Here is a 17,478-nt window from a genome sequence, read left to right as displayed (position 1 = left end):
ATAGTATGATGTATTATTCTGAAAATTAAGGTATATTATAAATAAATCATAGTCGACTAATATTCGGAGGTTACTTTATGAACAAACTAATACAGTCATTATCAGCTATCGGAGTATCTGCTACTATAGTCACACCGAATTTAAATGCCGAAGCTACAACTAATTCTGAACCTCAACTTAGAGGTGTTAATGATATGATTATTGAACAAGGCGAAGATTATAATTTATTAAAAGGAATTAGTGCTTATGACAAAGAAGATGGCGATTTAACTCATAAAATTAAAGTCGATGGCGATATTGATACTAATAAACCTGGTACATATAAAGTTAAATACAAAGTTACTGATTCAGATGGAGCACAAAATACAACAGTTAGAAATATCAAAGTTAAATAACAAGATACTTAAGTTGAGATTATTTCTCAACTTTTTTTATTTTTCTGAATTATTGCTTTTTTAGACTAAAAACGCTTTTATTTATTGTATTTTCACAAATTTGTCCTTTTTCACAAAATGTACACATAATTTTAACAAATCTTACAATCCCCGTCATATCTCAAACTTTTTAAAATTTTTGGCTTATATTAATAATTTTTTTCTTCTAGGTACTTGTAAATATTGTGTAATAACTTAAAATTAGTGGTAAGCCCTACATTTGTAGTATTAGGAGGTCAAAAAAAGTGTCAAAATTTAAGTCTTTGCTTCTAATGGTCGGAACCCTAATTTTACTTAGTGGTTGTTCGAACATTGAAGTTTTTAATGCAAAAGGGCCAGTAGCAAGTAGTCAGAAGTTCTTGATCATCTATTCAATTATCTTCATGCTTGTTATTGTTGTCGTTGTTCTTTCCATGTTTGCATTCTTCATCTTTAAGTACAGTTATAGTAAGAATGATGAATCTGGTAAGATGCACCACAATTCTTTAATTGAAACAATTTGGTTTGTGGTACCTATCATTATCGTTATTGCTTTAGCAATTCCAACTGTTAAAACATTATACGATTATGAAAAACCACCAGAGAAAGACAAGGACCCACTTGTGGTTTACGCAGTAAGCGCTGGTTACAAATGGTTCTTTGCCTACCCAGATCAACACATCGAAACTGTTAATACGTTAACAATTCCAAAAGATCGTCCAGTAGTATTCAAGTTACAATCTATGGATACTATGACAAGTTTCTGGATTCCACAATTAGGTGGTCAGAAATATGCCATGACTGGTATGACTATGAATTGGACATTAACAGCAGATCAAACAGGTACTTTCAGAGGTAGAAACTCTAACTTCAATGGTGAAGGTTTCTCACGTCAAACATTTGATGTAAACTCTGTAAGCCAAAGTGATTTCAACAAATGGGTGAAAAAAGCTCAAAGTAAGAAAACGTTAGATCAAGATACATTTGATAAACAAATCTTACCAAGCACACCTAACAAAGAATTAACGTTTAATGGTACGCATATGGCGTTCGTAGATCCTGCAGCTGATCCTGAGTATATCTTCTACGCATACAAACGTTACAATTACGTTCAAAAAGATCCTAACTTCGTTGATGAAAAAGATCTTTATAAAGACGTAAAAGATAAACCAGTCAAACCAGCTCGTAAGGTTACAATTTCAAATGCTAACTATAAACGTCACGGTATGACACCAATGATTCTTGGCAACAATGAAAAATACGACAATGAATTCAAGAAGAAAGAAAAACACAATTCTAAGGAAATGGAAAAAATTTCCAAAGAAGCTAAAGACGGTAATGCGTCTAAAAACAAAGAAAATGATGATCATGGAGGTGGACATTAATGAATTTTCCATGGGATCAATTACTAGTTAAAGGTAACTGGATGATTACGATGGCACAAATCGGTGCACCATTCTTAGTTATCGGCCTTATCGCAGTAATTACTTATTTCAAATTATGGAAATATCTTTATAGAGAATGGTTCACATCCGTAGACCATAAAAAAATCGGTGTTATGTATTTAATCTGTGCCGTATTAATGTTCGTCCGTGGTGGTATTGATGCGTTAATGCTTCGTACTCAATTAACTGTTCCAGATAACACATTCTTAGAATCTAACCACTACAATGAAGTATTTAGTACACACGGCGTTATCATGATTATTTTCATGGCTATGCCTTTCATCTTTGGTTTATGGAATATTGTTGTTCCATTACAAATCGGTGCACGTGATGTTGCCTTCCCTGTAATGAACAACGTAAGTTTCTGGCTATTCTTTGCTGGTATGATTTTATTCAACCTATCATTTATCGTAGGTGGATCTCCAGCTGCTGGTTGGACAAACTATGCACCACTTGCTGGTGAATTTAGTCCTGGACCAGGTGTCAACTACTATCTAGTTGCTATCCAAATTTCCGGTTTAGGTACGTTAATGACCGGTATTAACTTCTTTGTAACGATTTTAAGATGTAAAACACCTACAATGAAGTTTATGCAAATGCCAATGTTTACTGTAACTACATTCATCACTACATTAATCGTTATCTTAGCCTTCCCTGTTCTTACAGTGGCTTTAGCGTTAATGACAGTCGATAGAATATTCGGAACAGCGTTCTTTACAGTAGCTGATGGCGGTATGCCTATGTTATGGGCTAACTTCTTCTGGGTATGGGGGCACCCTGAAGTATATATCGTTATCTTACCTGCATTTGGTATTTACTCTGAAATTATTCCAACATTTGCGCGTAAACGCTTGTTCGGACATCAAAGCATGGTCTGGGCAACTGCTGGTATCGCGTTCTTAAGTTTCTTAGTTTGGGTTCACCATTTCTTCACAATGGGTAATGGTGCTTTAATTAACTCATTCTTCTCAATTTCTACAATGTTAATCGGTGTACCAACCGGAGTTAAGCTATTCAACTGGCTATTAACATTGTATAAAGGTAGAATTACTTTCGAGTCACCTATGTTATTCTCATTAGCATTTATCCCTAACTTCCTATTAGGTGGGGTTACAGGTGTAATGCTTGCGATGGCATCAGCTGACTATCAATATCACAACACTTATTTCTTAGTAGCTCACTTCCACTATACATTGGTTACTGGTGTAGTATTTGCCTGCTTAGCTGGTTTAATATTCTGGTATCCAAAAATGATGGGCTACAAATTAAACGAAACGTTAAACAAATGGTGCTTCTGGTTCTTCATGATCGGATTTAACGTTTGTTTCTTACCACAATTCATTCTTGGATTAGATGGTATGCCACGTCGTTTATACACTTATATGCCTTCTGATGGTTGGTTCTTATTAAATGTTATCTCAACTATCGGTGCTTTATTAATGGCAATTGGTTTCTTATTCTTAGTGGTAAGCATTGTTTACAGTCACATTAAAGCACCACGTGAAGCTACAGGCGATAACTGGGATGGACTTGGTCGTACTTTAGAGTGGACTACTGCATCAGCAATTCCACCTAAATACAACTTTGCTATCACTCCAGATTGGAATGACTATGACACATTCGTAGATATGAAGGAACATGGTCGACATTATTTAGACAACCATAATTACAAAGATATTCACATGCCAAACGACACACCAGTTGGTTTCTGGATGGGAATATTCTTTACAATCGGTGGTTTCTTCTTAATCTTTGAAACAATCATTCCAGCCGCTATCTGTTTAGCAGGTATCTTCGGTACAATGATTTGGAGAAGTTTCCAAATTGACCATGGTTACCATATCCCTGCTTCTGAAGTAGCTGAAACTGAAGCACGTTTAAGAGAAGCACGTATTAAAGAAAGGGAGGCTGTAAGTCATGAGTCATGATACTAATACAATTGATTCACGTACGCATGAAGGCGAATTAAATAAACTTGGCTTTTGGATTTTCCTTACAGCCGAATTCGCGTTATTCGGTACCCTATTCGCAACGTTATTAACTTTGCAACATGGTGGCGATTACGCTGGCAAGATGACTACAGAGTTATTTGAATTACCTTTAGTTTTAATAATGACATTCGCGTTATTATTAAGTTCATATACATGTGGTATTGCAATCTACTACATGCGTAAAGAAAAACAAAACTTAATGATGTTTTGGATGATTCTTACTGTACTACTAGGGCTTGTATTCGTAGGATTTGAAATCTACGAATTCGCACATTATGTTTCTGAAGGTGTCAACCCTACTATCGGTTCCTTCTGGTCTAGTTTCTTTATTCTATTAGGAACACACGGTTGTCACGTTTCAGTTGGTATTGTTTGGATTATTTGCTTATTAATTCAAATTGGAACTCGTGGTTTGGATTCATATAATGCTCCAAAATTATTTATAGTAAGTTTATACTGGCACTTCTTAGATGTTGTTTGGATCTTCATCTTCACTGCCGTATATATGATAGGGATGGTGTATAGCGGATGAATACAATCGTAAAACATACAGTCGGATTTATTGCTTCTATCGTATTGACGCTTTTAGCAGTTTTCGTAACACTATACACATCAATGAGTTTCCATGCTAAAGTAACAATTATTTTTGGATTCGCATTTATCCAAGCTGCACTTCAATTATTAATGTTCATGCATTTAACTGAAGGTAAAGATGGACGTGTCCAAATGTTTAAAGTTATCTTTGCAATTATCATAACTCTAATTACTGTTATCGGTACTTATTGGGTTATGCAAGGTGGTCACTCACACCACTTATAAAAAGTATAAAGTTCATACTTTTAGACCTACTAGCATTGCTAGTAGGTCTTTTTTACGTCAAAATAGAACTAATGATAAATGAGAGGAGTTGGTATCAGTGGTCATACCTATTATTATAGATACTGATCCAGGTATTGATGATGCAGCTGCCATCAGCTTGGCATTGAGTCATCCTAATATAGAAGTTAAAATGATTTCTACTGTTAATGGAAATGTGAATGTTGATAAAACAACGAACAATGCACTTAAATTAGTTCATTTTTTCGATAGTAAAGTCCCAGTTTATAAAGGTACAGCTCGTCCTTTAATTTCCGATCCTGTTGATGCAGCCGAAGTACATGGCGAGTCAGGAATGGACGGCTATGATTTTGAATCATTTGAAAATCATCATATTCCACAAACAAATTCAATAGAAGCAATCAAAGATGAAATTATGAAGAGTTCTTATCCAATAACTATTGTTGCTATTGGACCATTAACAAATATTGCATTACTTTTAGCTACTTATCCTGAAGTAAAATCGAATATCAAACAAATTGTTATTATGGGTGGTAGTAGCGGTAGAGGCAATGTCACACCTTTAGCAGAATTTAATATATATTGTGATCCAGAAGCAGCAAACATTGTTTTTAATGCACAAATACCAGTTGTGATGATTGGATTAGATTTAGCAAGAAAAGCTATGTTCTCACATGATTTTATAAAAGAAATTAAACAAGTTAATCAAACAGGAAATATGTTATATCATTTATTACAACATTACAGAACTGAAAATGTTCACGAAGGTATAAAGTTATATGATGTATTTACAATTTTATATTTAATTAATCCAGATATATTTAACGTTTATGATGCCAATGTACAGATTGAGCTTCATGGTTTATTAACTAAGGGTGCCACTGTTGTTGATTTTGAGTCGCTAGAACCAAATTGTAAGGTAGTACATTCCCCTATTTCAACACACTATCAAGATTTATTTTTAAACGCCCTTTCATATTGTAAATAAAAATAGAACGCACATATTTAGTGTCTCAACAGACAATATATGTGCGTTCAGTTGTTTAATTTATTATTATTTTACTTTAACACCAGGAACGTTATATTCCTTTTTTTGATGAAGCATATTATAGAAAATATGTTTCATTTTGTTTTCATTCGCTTTTTCATTTTCTGTAATTAAATTACTTGCTAAAACAACAGTATATTTATCATTATAGTAAACAGTAAATATTTGTCCGAAGAACACGCCATTAATCCTATTCATTGTAGGAGTAACGTAGAAACCATATCTATATTCAATTGGATATTCTTTAGTACCAAATTCATGTAAAAATGGATTAGCTGTATCTGCATTAAATATCTTATACTGTTGCAGTGCATTGACTAATTTGCCCATATCATATGGAGCCATATATAAATTACCAGCGCCATAATATTGGTTTAATATTTTAGGATGCATCAAAGAAAATTTATTATGAGTCAATTTGTATCCATTTGCCATATTTTTACGATATAATTTTTCATCAAAGAAAGCTGTATGTTGTAATTGATATGGATTACCTAATCTATTGTAATAATTGGCAACATAAGGCTTATTTGTAACCTGCTCGATAACTTTCGCAAGCACTAAATAATTCCCATCATTGTAATGATCTTTATGGTAATAATTTTCATCTATACCTCTTTGTTGAATTGTTTTGACTGCTTGATCTAAATTTTTAATATTTGTTGATGCTTTATATTTGTATAACCCACTTCGATGTAACATCAAATCTTTTAATGTGATTTCTTTACTTGTTTTAAACCAAGGTAAATATTTGGTTACTGGATCATTGATATTCACTTTATTTTCTAATTCAAGTTGTTTTAACATTAATCCAGTAGTGAATTTTTGTGATAAACCGATAAGATACATTGTATTAGCTGTATTCTTTTTACCAGATTCAAAGTTTTGAAAGCCATAACCTTTATTCAACTTAATCTTACCATTTTCAAATATAGCAGCAGTACCATTAAAATTTGTATCTTTTAAATAGTTATCAATTTCTTTATATATAGGTTTTTTCTTATTAACAACGGTTTTTAGCTTTTTAGGTGCTTTCTCATGTTTATCTTTTTTAATAATATATGTAGCATTATCATTTTTTTGGAAGTACCGACTATCCATGTGCAGATATTCGTTCCATTTTTTTCCAAAAATTATCATTAATATGATTAGTATAATTAACACAATGATGAAAAACACAATCTTAATCTTGTTTAGTTTCATTTCGAAATTTGCCTCACATAATAATATCAATATTTTTCTTAGAAATATAAACATTAGATATCAAGGTCTTACTTTTATATCCATAATACTCGCTGAAAAATATATCTATTTGTCTTTTATTTTGTCTTGAACGTATCTATCAATTTAATTTCTATTACCTTACTTTAAATTTAATCCTCCCTTTTTTTATTAATTACCTCTATAAAGATCTTAAAAAATTATAAAGCTATTGTGATTACTACGATGTTACTCAATAAATATGATATGCATAATTATAAATCATTTTATGCATAAAATCACTTTAATTATATAGTACACCTTTAACAGAAAGATTACATAGTACTTTAGTACCATAAATAATAATATCTTAAAAAATTTTATGAAACTGACAACACAGTATTTTAACGCCAGTCAATTTAATAAAAATGGAAATGAATTGTTTAGATAAGATCATAATAGCAAATAGTTTCAACATAAATTAGCATAAGTATAAATATGCATAATAATAATTGTTGAATTTGAATTGTTATATTGGTTATTAAAGTGTCACAATAAATGTAATCAAATACTCACATTTCTTACCATCAATCATTTATACTATAAGATATAAATAAAATTTTAGAATTCAATACTATTTATTGATATATGAGTTGTAATTTTTACTATAAAGTAATACAATTTAGGGCTATAGTGTGAAAAATTATAGACAACAATACGAAGAAACTACATAAATTTTAATCATATATTTAAAAATAAGTTAATAATGTTTAGGAGCAACAAATATGAATAAATTCTTTAAATACTTTTTAATTCTACTGACTTTCGCTCTTATTGCTATTCCTGTTGTTTTTGCTAGTAACCTATTCAAATCTTCAGAAAAAGCGTTTGAATCTTCTCAAGATAAAAGTAACGCAGATCGTCAATCAAATCTAAGAAGTTCAAAGGTCAACCCTGAAAAAGATCCAATTTCTATATTATTTTTAGGAATTGATGATAATGAAGGACGAGAAAAAAACGGACAAAGCTTGGAACATTCAAGATCTGACGCGATGATTTTATCTACTTTTAATCAAAAAAAACATCAAATTAGAATGTTGAGTATCCCCCGTGATACGATAAGTTACATTCCTAAAGTAGGTTATTATGACAAAATCACTCATGCCCATGCATACGGTGGCCCAATTGCTGCAATGGATTCCGTTGAAGCAACAATGAATGTGCCAGTTGATTACTATGCACGTGTTAATATGAAAGCATTCGTTGAAGCTGTCGATGAACTTGGTGGCATTTACTATGATGTTCCATATAATTTAAACGAACCAAATAGTGATGATACAGGTAGAATTAAAATTAAAAAAGGCTATCAAAAATTAAATGGTGATGAAGCATTAGCAGTTGCTAGAACGCGCCACCATGACTCAGACTTAAAACGTGGACAACGTCAAATGGACTTAATTAAAATATTATTCAAAAAAGCACAAACACTTGATTCATTTGATAAATTAGATGAAGTTATTAATATTGTAGGTAAAAATGCTAAGCATAATTTAACTAAATCTGAGATTAAATCATTATCTAGAATGTACCTATCTGACAGTGTTAAAATGAAAAAATCACAACTAGAAGGTGATGATGATATGTTAGATGGCGTTTATTATTACAATCCTAGCATTAGTAGTATCCAGAAATATTCAAACATCTTGCGTACTGATTTAGGATTATCTAAAATTACTGATAAAGATGATTTCTTAAATCAAAGAGTTATTGATCATTATGGCTCTCTAGTACCATTAACTGAACTAGATGATTCTCTTTTAAGAAAAGGTCAAAATGATACAACTGATGACAAAAAAGATAAAGATAATAATGATAGCAGTAATGACAGTAATAATGATGATCAACAAAACAGTGGAACTAACGATCAAACTCAAAACAATCAACAAATGGATAATCAAAACAACGGTATGAACACGCAACAAGATAATACCGTTAATAATCAAAATTACCAACAACAACAAGATACTACTGCTTATTAATTTTAATATATTATTTAATGAGAGGAGCTGCTTAAATGTCACGAAAAACGTATGAAAAAATCGCTAATATAAATGGTATGTTTAACGTTTTAGAACAACAAATTATTCATAGTAAAGACATGGCTTTATTTAGAAATGAATTCTTTTATGTAAACCATGAACATAGAGAAAACTACGAGGCTTTACTCATTTATTATAAAGAAAGTGCAAATAATCCTGTTGTAGATGGAGCGTGTTATATTGTAGCCCTACCAGAAATATTTAATAAAGTAGATATTTTCGAATCTGATTTACCATTTACTTGGGTATATGATGAAAATGGTATTACTGAAGAAATGAAAAGTATTAGCGTACCGTTACAATATTTAATTGCTGCTGCACTTGAAGTAACTGATGTAAATCTATTTAAACCATCTGGTTATACAATGGGAATGAATAATTGGAATATCGCTCAAATGAGAATTTTTTGGCAATACACTGCAATTATAAGAAAAGAAGCATTATAAAATATTAAATATCACTTAAGGAAGAAGTCATCAAATAACCGGGCTTCTTCCTTTTTTATAATAAAGGAGACTAAATATGTTCTATAAAGTTACGAATAAAGAAATGTTAGAAGCGTGTTTTGAAATTAGAAAAGAAGTGTTTGTTAAAGAGCAAAATGTGCCAGAAGATCATGAAATTGATGAATATGATGAGAATGCAATTCATGTCATTGGCTATGACAATGATAACCACCCTATTGCAACAGCACGAATACGCTTATTGAATGAAACTACCGGAAAAGTCGAACGCGTAGCAATTTTAAAAGATTATAGAGGTCGAGGCTTAGGATTAAAATTATTGAATTTTGTTGAACAAACAGCTAATGAAAATCAATTAACATTTTTAACAATGAATGCTCAACACTACGCAATCTCCTTTTATGAAAAATTAGGTTACAACGTTGTAGGCGAACCATTTGATGAAGAAAATATTAAGCATATCGTTATGGAAAAACATTTGTAACATATAGTATTCTCAAATTATTTTCTTTGTCATACTTTGTAATATTTCATTAACCACAAATTAATTTTTTATATGAAATTACTTGCGTACTATCAATGTTTAAACCCCTTACATCGTAATAAATTTAAAAAGTTATAGGTTAAAGTTCTATTACAAATCTGTTAAAAACAATACACTTTTATTTTCGCATATTATAATTAATACAAATTCATAACATACAAGGAGTAATTATAATAATGGCGAAAAAATTCAATTACAAATTACCGTCAATGGTTGCACTAACTTTATTTGGAACAGCATTTACGGCTCACCATGCAGATGCAGCAGAAGCTACTCAAGACCAAACTAAAAACAAGAATGTACTGGATGACCAAACAACCTTAAAACAAGCTAACAATGCTAAAAAAGAAGTGAGTAACCCAACACAAAATATTTCTGGTACTCAAACTTATCAAGATCCAACTAAAGTAAAACCTGTACAGACTACTTCTACAGAAGATAATGATACATCTAAACAAAATGATACTGCAGATGTAACAAATATTACTAATACAACAAGTGATAGTACAAATTCTGATAAAGAATCTAAACAAAATGATACTGACAATCAAAAAGATGTGAGTACTGATGCTACTGATAATCAATCAACAACTAACGTTGACTCTGATAAATCAACTAACGATAATAATGAAGCTGTTAAAGAACAAACTGACAATAACACTAATGCTCAAGCTCAACAGCAAACTCAAGATACAGATAATAATGTAAAAAATAAAACTAGCCAAGAAACTAGTCAAAATGAAAACACTGAATCTACTAACCAATCAACTAAGCAAACAGTTAAAAATAATGGTGGTTATAGTTTAATTGATGATGAAGATGATGTTGAGAGTGAAAATGTGTCAGATAACAATTCAAATGACACTACTAAACAAACAGTAACAACTGCACAATCTGAAAGTAATAAAACAGATAAATCAGCTATCTCTAATCAAACTACAAAATCAACAAACACTAATACAACAAACACTAAAAATGATACTAAGGAATCAGCTAAAGTTGAATCAGCTAAAGTGAACGATTCATCAAATAATCAAGTGTCTACTTTTAGATCAGTAGCCAAACCAAGAATGATGTATGCAACTGCTAAAAAAGCAACATCTTCTTTACCAAAATACAAACCAGCAGTGAAATCTTCAATAAATGATTATATTCGTAAAAAGAATTTTAAAGCACCTCAGATTGAAGAAGATTATTCATCTTACTTCCCTAAATATGGATACAGAAATGGTGTAGGTAAACCTGAAGGAATTGTTGTCCATGATACAGCTAATGAAAATTCAACAATTACGGGCGAAATCAATTACATGAAGAACAATTACAACTCAGCTTTCGTACATGCGTTTGTAGACGGCAACAGAATCATCGAAACTGCCCCTACTGATTACTTATCATGGGGAGCTGGTCCATACGGTAATGAACGTTATATAAACGTTGAAATTGTTCATACACATGACTATGATTCATTTGCACGTTCAATGAACAACTATGCTGATTACGCTGCAACACAATTACAATATTATGGTTTAAAACCTAATAGCGCTGAAAACGATGGTAACGGTACTGTTTGGACACATTCAGCAATTAGTAGATGGTTAGGTGGTACAGACCATGCTGACCCACATGGTTACTTTAAACAACATAATTATAGTTATAATGAATTATACGATTTAATCAATGAAAAATATCAAATTAAAATGGGACAAGTTGCACCTTGGGGTACTACTTCAACAAGTACAACTAAACCTTCTAGTGGAAGTACAACAACTAAACCTACTACTAAACCTTCAACTAGTAATAGTAAATTAACAGTTGCTGCAAATAATGGTATGGCTCAAATTAACACAAAAAATAGTGGACTATACACAACTGTTTATGACAAAAAAGGTCACTCTACTAAAGAAGTACAAAAAGCATTATCAGTAACTAAAACTGCAACATTAGGTAATGATAAATTTTACCTTGTACAGGATTATAATACTGGGGAAAAATTTGGTTGGGTTAAACAAAATGAAGTAATTTATAATACAGCTAAATCACCAGTAAAAGTTAATCAATCTTATAATGTTAAATCTGGTACTAAAGCTTATACAGTACCTTTGGGTACTAGTAAACAAGTAGCTGGTACAGTTTCAGGAAAAGGAAATCAAACTTTTAAAGCTACTAAACAACAACAAATTGATAAATCAACATATTTATATGGTACAGTTAACGGTTTAACTGGATGGATTAGTAAAGCTTATTTAACTACACCTACTAACACTACTAAACCAGCTACAAAACCAACAACTAAGCCTACAACTACTAATAATAAATTAACAGTTGCAGCAAATAATGGCGTAGCTCAAATCAATTCTAAAAATAGTGGTTTATATACAACTGTTTACGATAAATCTGGTAAAACAACAAAAGAAGTACAAAAAACATTAGCAGTTTCTAAAACAGCTACATTAGGTAATGATAAATTTTACTTAGTTCAAGATTATAATACTGGCAAAACTTATGGTTGGGTTAAACAAGGAGATGTAGTCTATAATACGGCTAAATCACCTACTTCTGTAAATCATTCATATAGCGTTAAACCTGGTACAAAAGCTTATACAGTTCCTTGGGGTACTTATAAACAAGAAGCAGGAACAGTTTCAGGTAACGGTAACCAAACATTTAAAGCTACTAAACAGCAACAAATTGATAAAGCTACTTATCTATATGGAACTGTAAATGGTATCACTGGTTGGATTAGTAAGTATTATTTATCTGAACCAACTTCAACTAAATCAACTGTTGCTAAACCTAAAATGGCTTTTAAATCATATGCTGTAACAAACGAAGAAACACCTAAAACTCAAACTACGGCTAAAACTAACATTACTCAAACTACTAAAAAAATTGGTCAAGTAAAACTTAACAACTCTGGTATTCGTAGTTCTGTATATGATAAAACAGCTAAAAATGGTGCTAAATACGCAAATCGTACTTTCACAATTTCTAAACAAAGAACTGAAGGTAATCAAACTTATGTGTTATTACAAAACACAGTATCAAACACACCATTAGGCTGGGTTAACATTAATGATATTAATGTTCAAAACCTAGGAAATGAAGCTAAAGAAACAGGTAAATATAAAGTGAATAGCAATAATAATGGGCTTTATTCAATTGCATGGGGAACTAAAAACCAACAATTATTACCTACAAGTCAATTAGTAAATCAAACTTTTAACGCTTCAAAAGCTATATATGTAGGTAACGAAAAATATTTATATGGTACAGTTAACAATCGCACTGGTTGGATTGCAGCAAAAGACTTAGAACAATCTAATACTAATAATCCTGCAACGCCATATAATTATACTTTCGTTATCAAAAATAATAATGGTTATTATTATGATGATCCTGCTGCAAAGAACGGTTATTCATTAAAAACTTATTATGAAAAACCATTTGTAGTCATTAAACAAAAACAACAAAATGGTGTTACTTGGTATTACGGTAAATTAACTAATGGTAAATATGCTTGGGTTAAAGCAAACGATTTAACAAAAGAATTGGTTAAGTATTCAAATACAGGACGTACATTAAACCAAATGGCTTCTATTCAAAGTAATTTAAGCTATGGCCCACAAGTTCAAAGAACTCCTGGCGTATGGTCAAATGCAACTTACTATGAAACAAAAAATGCTATGGATTCTAATAAATTAGCTAAAAATCCTGTATCTAAATATCAATTTTTACGTTTAGATCAACCACAGTATTTATCTGAAGCTACTTTAAATAAATTACTTAAAGGTAAAGGCGTACTTGAAAACCAAGGTGCAGCATTTAGTCAAGCGGCTAAAAAATATGGCTTAAATGAAATTTACTTAATTTCACATGCTTTATTAGAAACTGGAAATGGACAATCTCAATTAGCTAAAGGTGCTAACATTACAAACGGTGTAGTAAATACTCGTTCTGCAACTAAATATCATAATGTATTTGGTATTGGTGCTTACGACTATAATGCTCTAGGCGAAGGATTAAACTTTGCTAAAGCGTCTGGTTGGAATTCAGTTTCAAAAGCGATTATCGGTGGAGCTAAATTCATAGGTAATTCATATGTGAAAGCTGGACAAAACACGTTATACAAAATGCGTTGGAATCCTGCACACCCAGGTACACATCAATATGCAACAGATATTAATTGGGCAGATTCAAATGCACAAGTATTAAAAGGATTATATGATCAAATCGGAGAAGTTGGTAAATTCTTTGATATTCCTACATTTAAATAATTCTTATTTCGACTAACAAGATAATTCTTGTTAGTCGATTTTTATTACGTCCCCCTTCTCTTTTCTATGATCCTATAACCTTTAAAAGGAAATTTTCTTGTTAATATTATTCCGATATAAATAAAGAAAGCAATTTCTATCTTATTTCAATAGAAATTGCTTTCTTTATATTTATTAAATCTATAAATCATTGACTCACGACATTTTTAATATCTTTATCATCCATTAATGAAAACTATGGCGACTATTTAACTTGTTTAATAATTGATTTAAACTTTCGATTTCGTTTTCTGATAAGCATTGACATCTAACCTCTATTAATTCACATCGAGCAGTATTTATCTGCTTAATTAATGCTCGTGCTTCCTCTGTAAGAATTAATTCCTTACATCTTAAATCTTCATGTGACTGCTGACTTGTAATATATCCTTTCAATACAAGTTTTTTAATCCATCGTGACACAATCGATTGTTCTCGACTAATCTTCATTGTTAAATCATATTGTGATAAACGGTCGTAATTATACAGTATTCGTAATAACTCTAATTGTTCTGATGTAATGTCTGTTCTTTGTCCAAAGCGTCGGTTAACTATATTCAAATCGTTGTTAGTAAGTGTAATAAGTTTTTCAAGTTGTTTATACATGCTGTTTCTACTCCACTTTATTTAGTTGATAATATTATATGCTTTTTTTATAAGATATACAATAGAATTTTATATTGTAGTCAAAATCGTTGCATTATCGCCATAAAATATAATAAATTAAGTACAGTTAAACAATAAAAAGGAGACATATTTATGCCTTCCATTAAGGACAGGGATTATTTTTTTGATAATGCCCGAGCGATACTTATATTTTTAGTAGTGTTTGGACATCTATTACAGCCGTATACTTCAGAAGATAAAAATTTATCAGCACTATATCTAGTTATTTATAGTTTCCACATGCCAACATTTTTATTTATATCAGGTTACTTTGCTAAAAATTTAGACAAACCTTATTATTTAGAAAATATTGCTAAAAAATTATTATTACCGTATTTCATATTTTTCGCATTTTACTCGGTGTATTATTTTTTAACTGGAAAAAGCGATAGTTTACAATTAGATCCATTCAACCCTGTATTTGCATTATGGTTTTTATTAACGTTATTCTTCTTCCATGTCGTTTTAGTTATTGTAAGAAGATATAATCCATGGATTGTTCTTACTATTTCCATTGTTTTTTCAGTATTTGCCGGTTATTCGGCTAACATTGATGAATACATGAGTATTTCTCGTACCATTGTATTCTTCCCAATTTTCTATTTAGGTCATTTATTTACTAAAAACCAAAGTATGGTGTTAAGAAGTAAAAAATGGGTGCCTATCTCCATTCTTGTATTTATCCTTTACTTTGTAGGTTATTATTTACATCCAATTAATTCTGATTGGTTATTGGGTAGCACACCTTACACTTCATTAGAACAAAATGCCGAAGACGTATATAGTCCACTGAAACGTTTACTATTATATGTAGTTATATTAGTTTCGATGTTTGCATTCTTAAATTTAACATCTCAAAAATTACGTTTTTATACCTATATTGGTAGTAGGACAATGTATGTCTATTTATTACATGGTTTAATTATTGGTATTATTCGTGGATTTGAACTCTATCCATTTAAATCGCCAATTTCTGTATTTACTTATCTATTTTTATTTATTACATCTGGCATTATAGTTTATATCTTATCGAACCGGTGGATATGTAAATGGACAAATCCAATCATAAACTTAAAATCCCCTTCTAAATTCAAAGGGTAATGTTTATTATAAAATTAATTCGTATACCAAAATGTAGTGCTTAAAATATGTTATGATTGTAATAATTTGAAAGAATTATACGACATTTCAAACATTAAAAGTACTATATTTTGGTATTTTTTAGAGGAGTAATGATTTATGAAATTACAATTAAATGAGCAGTCAAAATTTTTAAAAGCACCTAGTATTCGACAATTTTCAAACCGTATGAAAGATATTGATGATTGTATCAATTTAACAATTGGGCAGCCTGATTTTCATATGCCAGAAGTGGTAAAAGACGCTTACATCAAAGCCATTAAAAATGACCAAACAAGTTATTCTCACAATAAAGGGATCATAGAAGCTAGACAGGCTATAAGTAATTATTATCAAAATAAATATGGTTTCGAATATAGTGTTGATGAAATAATTATGACTAATGGTGCTAGTGAAGCTTTAGATACTACATTGCGTAGTATTATCAATCCAGGAGATGAAATTATCATTCCAAGTCCTACATATGCGGGCTATATCCCTTTAATTCAAACTTTAGGTGCTGTGCCAAAATTTATTGATACTACCGAAACATCTTTCAAAATCACACCAGAATTGTTGAATCAATATATCAATGAAAATACAAAAGCTGTTTTACTTAATTATCCTACAAATCCTACAGGCGTGACATTAAATCGTGAAGAAGTCAGCGATATTGTAAATACATTGTCTAAATATAATGTATTTATCATTAGTGATGAAATCTATGCAGAAAACACGTTTAATGGTGTTCATACTTCTTTCGCTGAATTCGATGAGATTAGAGATCAATTAATACTCATCAGTGGTTTAAGTAAATCACATTCAGCAACTGGTATCCGTGTTGGATTTTTAATTGGACCAGAATATTTAATTGAAAAATTAACTTTCATGCATGCATATAATTGCATTTGTACAAATGTTCCAGCTCAACATGCATGTATCGCTGCATTAAATGAAGGTTTAGAAGCGCCAAAATATATGAATAAAGCTTATATTGAGCGTCGTGACTATTTAATCGAAAAACTTCAAGACCTTGGTTTCGAATTAAATGCTGTACCTGAAGGCGCATTTTACATTTTCCCAAGTATAAAAAATTATACAGATGATGATTTTAATTTTTGTGTTGATGTGTTAGAAAAAGCTCACGTTGCTATGGTACCTGGTTCGTCCTTTACAGATATTGGGAAAGGCCATGTAAGAATTTCTTATGCTTATGATATGTCATTACTCAAAGAAGGTATGTCACGTTTAGAAGATTATTTAAAAGAGCAATATCCGGAACAATTTCCAACTAATAAATAAATCATAAACACAGTAAAAAACCCCTTAAAGTATGATG

The 17,478-nt window shown here is 30.9% G+C and carries 14 protein-coding genes; 12 read left to right on the top strand and 2 right to left on the bottom strand.

The features are described from left to right. The first annotated feature begins 77 nt into the window (after positions 1-77). The 6 genes from GVY01_RS02860 to rihC all read left to right on the top strand — a co-directional run bounded on the left by GVY01_RS02860 (position 78) and on the right by rihC (position 5,674). Complete coding sequence (locus tag GVY01_RS02860; protein ID WP_017637031.1) at positions 78-395, top strand: DUF5011 domain-containing protein; 318 nt, start codon at positions 78-80, stop codon at positions 393-395. Positions 396-679: 284 nt separating this feature from the next. Next, positions 680-1,798 (top strand): cytochrome aa3 quinol oxidase subunit II, encoded by a 1,119-nt coding sequence (gene qoxA / locus GVY01_RS02855; protein ID WP_017637030.1) that lies wholly within the window; start codon positions 680-682, stop codon positions 1,796-1,798. Then, entirely contained in the window at positions 1,798-3,786 is a 1,989-nt protein-coding gene (qoxB, locus tag GVY01_RS02850; RefSeq protein WP_017637029.1) for a cytochrome aa3 quinol oxidase subunit I, read from the top strand. Before qoxA ends, qoxB begins: the two co-directional genes overlap by 1 nt. Further along, complete coding sequence (gene qoxC / locus GVY01_RS02845) at positions 3,776-4,381, top strand: cytochrome aa3 quinol oxidase subunit III (protein WP_017637028.1); 606 nt, start codon at positions 3,776-3,778, stop codon at positions 4,379-4,381. Before qoxB ends, qoxC begins: the two co-directional genes overlap by 11 nt. Then, on the top strand, positions 4,378-4,668 hold the full coding sequence (gene qoxD, locus GVY01_RS02840; RefSeq protein ID WP_017637027.1) for a cytochrome aa3 quinol oxidase subunit IV: 291 nt from the start codon (positions 4,378-4,380) through the stop codon (positions 4,666-4,668). Before qoxC ends, qoxD begins: the two co-directional genes overlap by 4 nt. Positions 4,669-4,765: 97 nt before the next feature. Beyond that, positions 4,766-5,674 carry a ribonucleoside hydrolase RihC gene (rihC, locus tag GVY01_RS02835; protein ID WP_017637026.1) on the top strand — a complete coding sequence of 303 codons (909 nt, stop codon included), beginning with the start codon at positions 4,766-4,768 and terminating at the stop codon, positions 5,672-5,674. Positions 5,675-5,740: 66 nt separating this feature from the next. Here the strand turns inward: rihC and GVY01_RS02830 are convergent, their stop codons facing one another. Then, positions 5,741-6,937, bottom strand: coding sequence for a serine hydrolase domain-containing protein (locus GVY01_RS02830; RefSeq protein WP_108016961.1), 1,197 nt, complete (start codon positions 6,935-6,937; stop codon positions 5,741-5,743). Positions 6,938-7,719: 782 nt separating this feature from the next. Between GVY01_RS02830 and GVY01_RS02825 the strand changes: the two genes are divergently transcribed. From GVY01_RS02825 to GVY01_RS02810, 4 genes are all read left to right on the top strand, one after another. Next, a complete protein-coding gene (locus tag GVY01_RS02825) occupies positions 7,720-8,973 on the top strand; it encodes an LCP family protein (RefSeq protein ID WP_017638082.1) in 1,254 nt (417 codons plus the stop codon). Between the two features lie 35 nt (positions 8,974-9,008). Then, the gene (locus GVY01_RS02820) at positions 9,009-9,479 is read left to right on the top strand and encodes a DUF2538 family protein (protein WP_017638081.1); all 471 of its coding nucleotides are present in this window, start codon (positions 9,009-9,011) and stop codon (positions 9,477-9,479) included. Positions 9,480-9,555: 76 nt separating this feature from the next. Next, on the top strand, positions 9,556-9,981 hold the full coding sequence (locus GVY01_RS02815; protein WP_017638080.1) for a GNAT family N-acetyltransferase: 426 nt from the start codon (positions 9,556-9,558) through the stop codon (positions 9,979-9,981). A 236-nt stretch (positions 9,982-10,217) separates the two neighbouring features. Continuing rightward, positions 10,218-14,315, top strand: a complete 4,098-nt coding sequence (locus tag GVY01_RS02810; protein WP_159333635.1) for a glucosaminidase domain-containing protein — start codon at positions 10,218-10,220, stop codon at positions 14,313-14,315. 225 nt (positions 14,316-14,540) lie between these two features. Here GVY01_RS02810 and GVY01_RS02805 read toward each other — a convergent pair whose 3' ends face one another. Next, positions 14,541-14,960 carry a MarR family transcriptional regulator gene (locus tag GVY01_RS02805; RefSeq protein WP_017638078.1) on the bottom strand — a complete coding sequence of 140 codons (420 nt, stop codon included), beginning with the start codon at positions 14,958-14,960 and terminating at the stop codon, positions 14,541-14,543. A 153-nt stretch (positions 14,961-15,113) separates the two neighbouring features. Here GVY01_RS02805 and GVY01_RS02800 point away from each other — a divergent pair, with 153 nt between their 5' ends. Both GVY01_RS02800 and GVY01_RS02795 read left to right on the top strand, forming a co-directional pair. Continuing rightward, entirely contained in the window at positions 15,114-16,121 is a 1,008-nt protein-coding gene (locus GVY01_RS02800) for an acyltransferase family protein (protein ID WP_017638077.1), read from the top strand. Positions 16,122-16,259: 138 nt separating this feature from the next. Next, on the top strand, positions 16,260-17,441 hold the full coding sequence (locus tag GVY01_RS02795; RefSeq protein ID WP_017638076.1) for an aminotransferase class I/II-fold pyridoxal phosphate-dependent enzyme: 1,182 nt from the start codon (positions 16,260-16,262) through the stop codon (positions 17,439-17,441). Positions 17,442-17,478: the final 37 nt, after the last annotated feature.

The organism is Staphylococcus sp. 8AQ (genome assembly GCF_902506595.1).
Lineage (GTDB): Bacteria > Bacillota > Bacilli > Staphylococcales > Staphylococcaceae > Staphylococcus > Staphylococcus pasteuri.
This window is presented reverse-complemented; position numbering and strand designations above follow the sequence as displayed.

Bases quoted from the DNA above. Each gene is read 5' to 3' on its own strand.
- GVY01_RS02860 (WP_017637031.1), top strand. From the start codon at position 78: ATGAACAAACTAATACAGTCATTATCAGCTATCGGAGTATCTGCTACT.
- qoxB (WP_017637029.1), top strand. From the start codon at position 1,798: ATGAATTTTCCATGGGATCAATTACTAGTTAAAGGTAACTGGATGATT.
- GVY01_RS02815 (WP_017638080.1), top strand. From the start codon at position 9,556: ATGTTCTATAAAGTTACGAATAAAGAAATGTTAGAAGCGTGTTTTGAA.
- GVY01_RS02820 (WP_017638081.1), top strand. From the start codon at position 9,009: ATGTCACGAAAAACGTATGAAAAAATCGCTAATATAAATGGTATGTTT.
- GVY01_RS02800 (WP_017638077.1), top strand. From the start codon at position 15,114: ATGCCTTCCATTAAGGACAGGGATTATTTTTTTGATAATGCCCGAGCG.
- GVY01_RS02810 (WP_159333635.1), top strand. From the start codon at position 10,218: ATGGCGAAAAAATTCAATTACAAATTACCGTCAATGGTTGCACTAACT.
- GVY01_RS02825 (WP_017638082.1), top strand. From the start codon at position 7,720: ATGAATAAATTCTTTAAATACTTTTTAATTCTACTGACTTTCGCTCTT.
- GVY01_RS02805 (WP_017638078.1), bottom strand. From the start codon at position 14,960: ATGTATAAACAACTTGAAAAACTTATTACACTTACTAACAACGATTTG.
- qoxD (WP_017637027.1), top strand. From the start codon at position 4,378: ATGAATACAATCGTAAAACATACAGTCGGATTTATTGCTTCTATCGTA.
- GVY01_RS02795 (WP_017638076.1), top strand. From the start codon at position 16,260: ATGAAATTACAATTAAATGAGCAGTCAAAATTTTTAAAAGCACCTAGT.
- GVY01_RS02830 (WP_108016961.1), bottom strand. From the start codon at position 6,937: ATGAAACTAAACAAGATTAAGATTGTGTTTTTCATCATTGTGTTAATT.
- qoxC (WP_017637028.1), top strand. From the start codon at position 3,776: ATGAGTCATGATACTAATACAATTGATTCACGTACGCATGAAGGCGAA.